Annotated in this window: 1 pseudogene; it reads right to left on the bottom strand. The window is 59.0% G+C overall.

The features are described 5' to 3' along the window. A pseudogene (locus R0J88_RS21585) lies at window positions 1-256 on the bottom strand (TonB-dependent siderophore receptor); the annotation flags it as partial.

Below are 256 nucleotides of genomic sequence, written 5' to 3'. Positions count from 1 at the left end.
CGGTGGCAGCAAATGCCCAGCTGTCGTTGAGCTGGTGATCAACAAACAGCGTGGTTTCGGTCTTTTCCCGGTCGTAGCGGTCCCAGCCCGGCTCGCCAACAAAGCGCTCCGAGCCAATAAAGCCCAGTGAACCCGACTCTAACGTGCCCGCCTGGGGAAGAAACTGTGCCGATACCTGGCCTTTGTTTTCCTGGCGGTTAAGCAGCAGCGTAATGTTGGTGGCGTCGCTGGGGCGCCACGTAAACGACGGTGCAAA

This window comes from Pseudoalteromonas sp. SIMBA_162 (genome assembly GCF_046535955.1).
GTDB lineage: Bacteria > Pseudomonadota > Gammaproteobacteria > Enterobacterales > Alteromonadaceae > Pseudoalteromonas > Pseudoalteromonas marina.
Note: the sequence above shows the minus strand (reverse complement) of the source record. Positions and strands in the feature narration are given on the sequence as shown.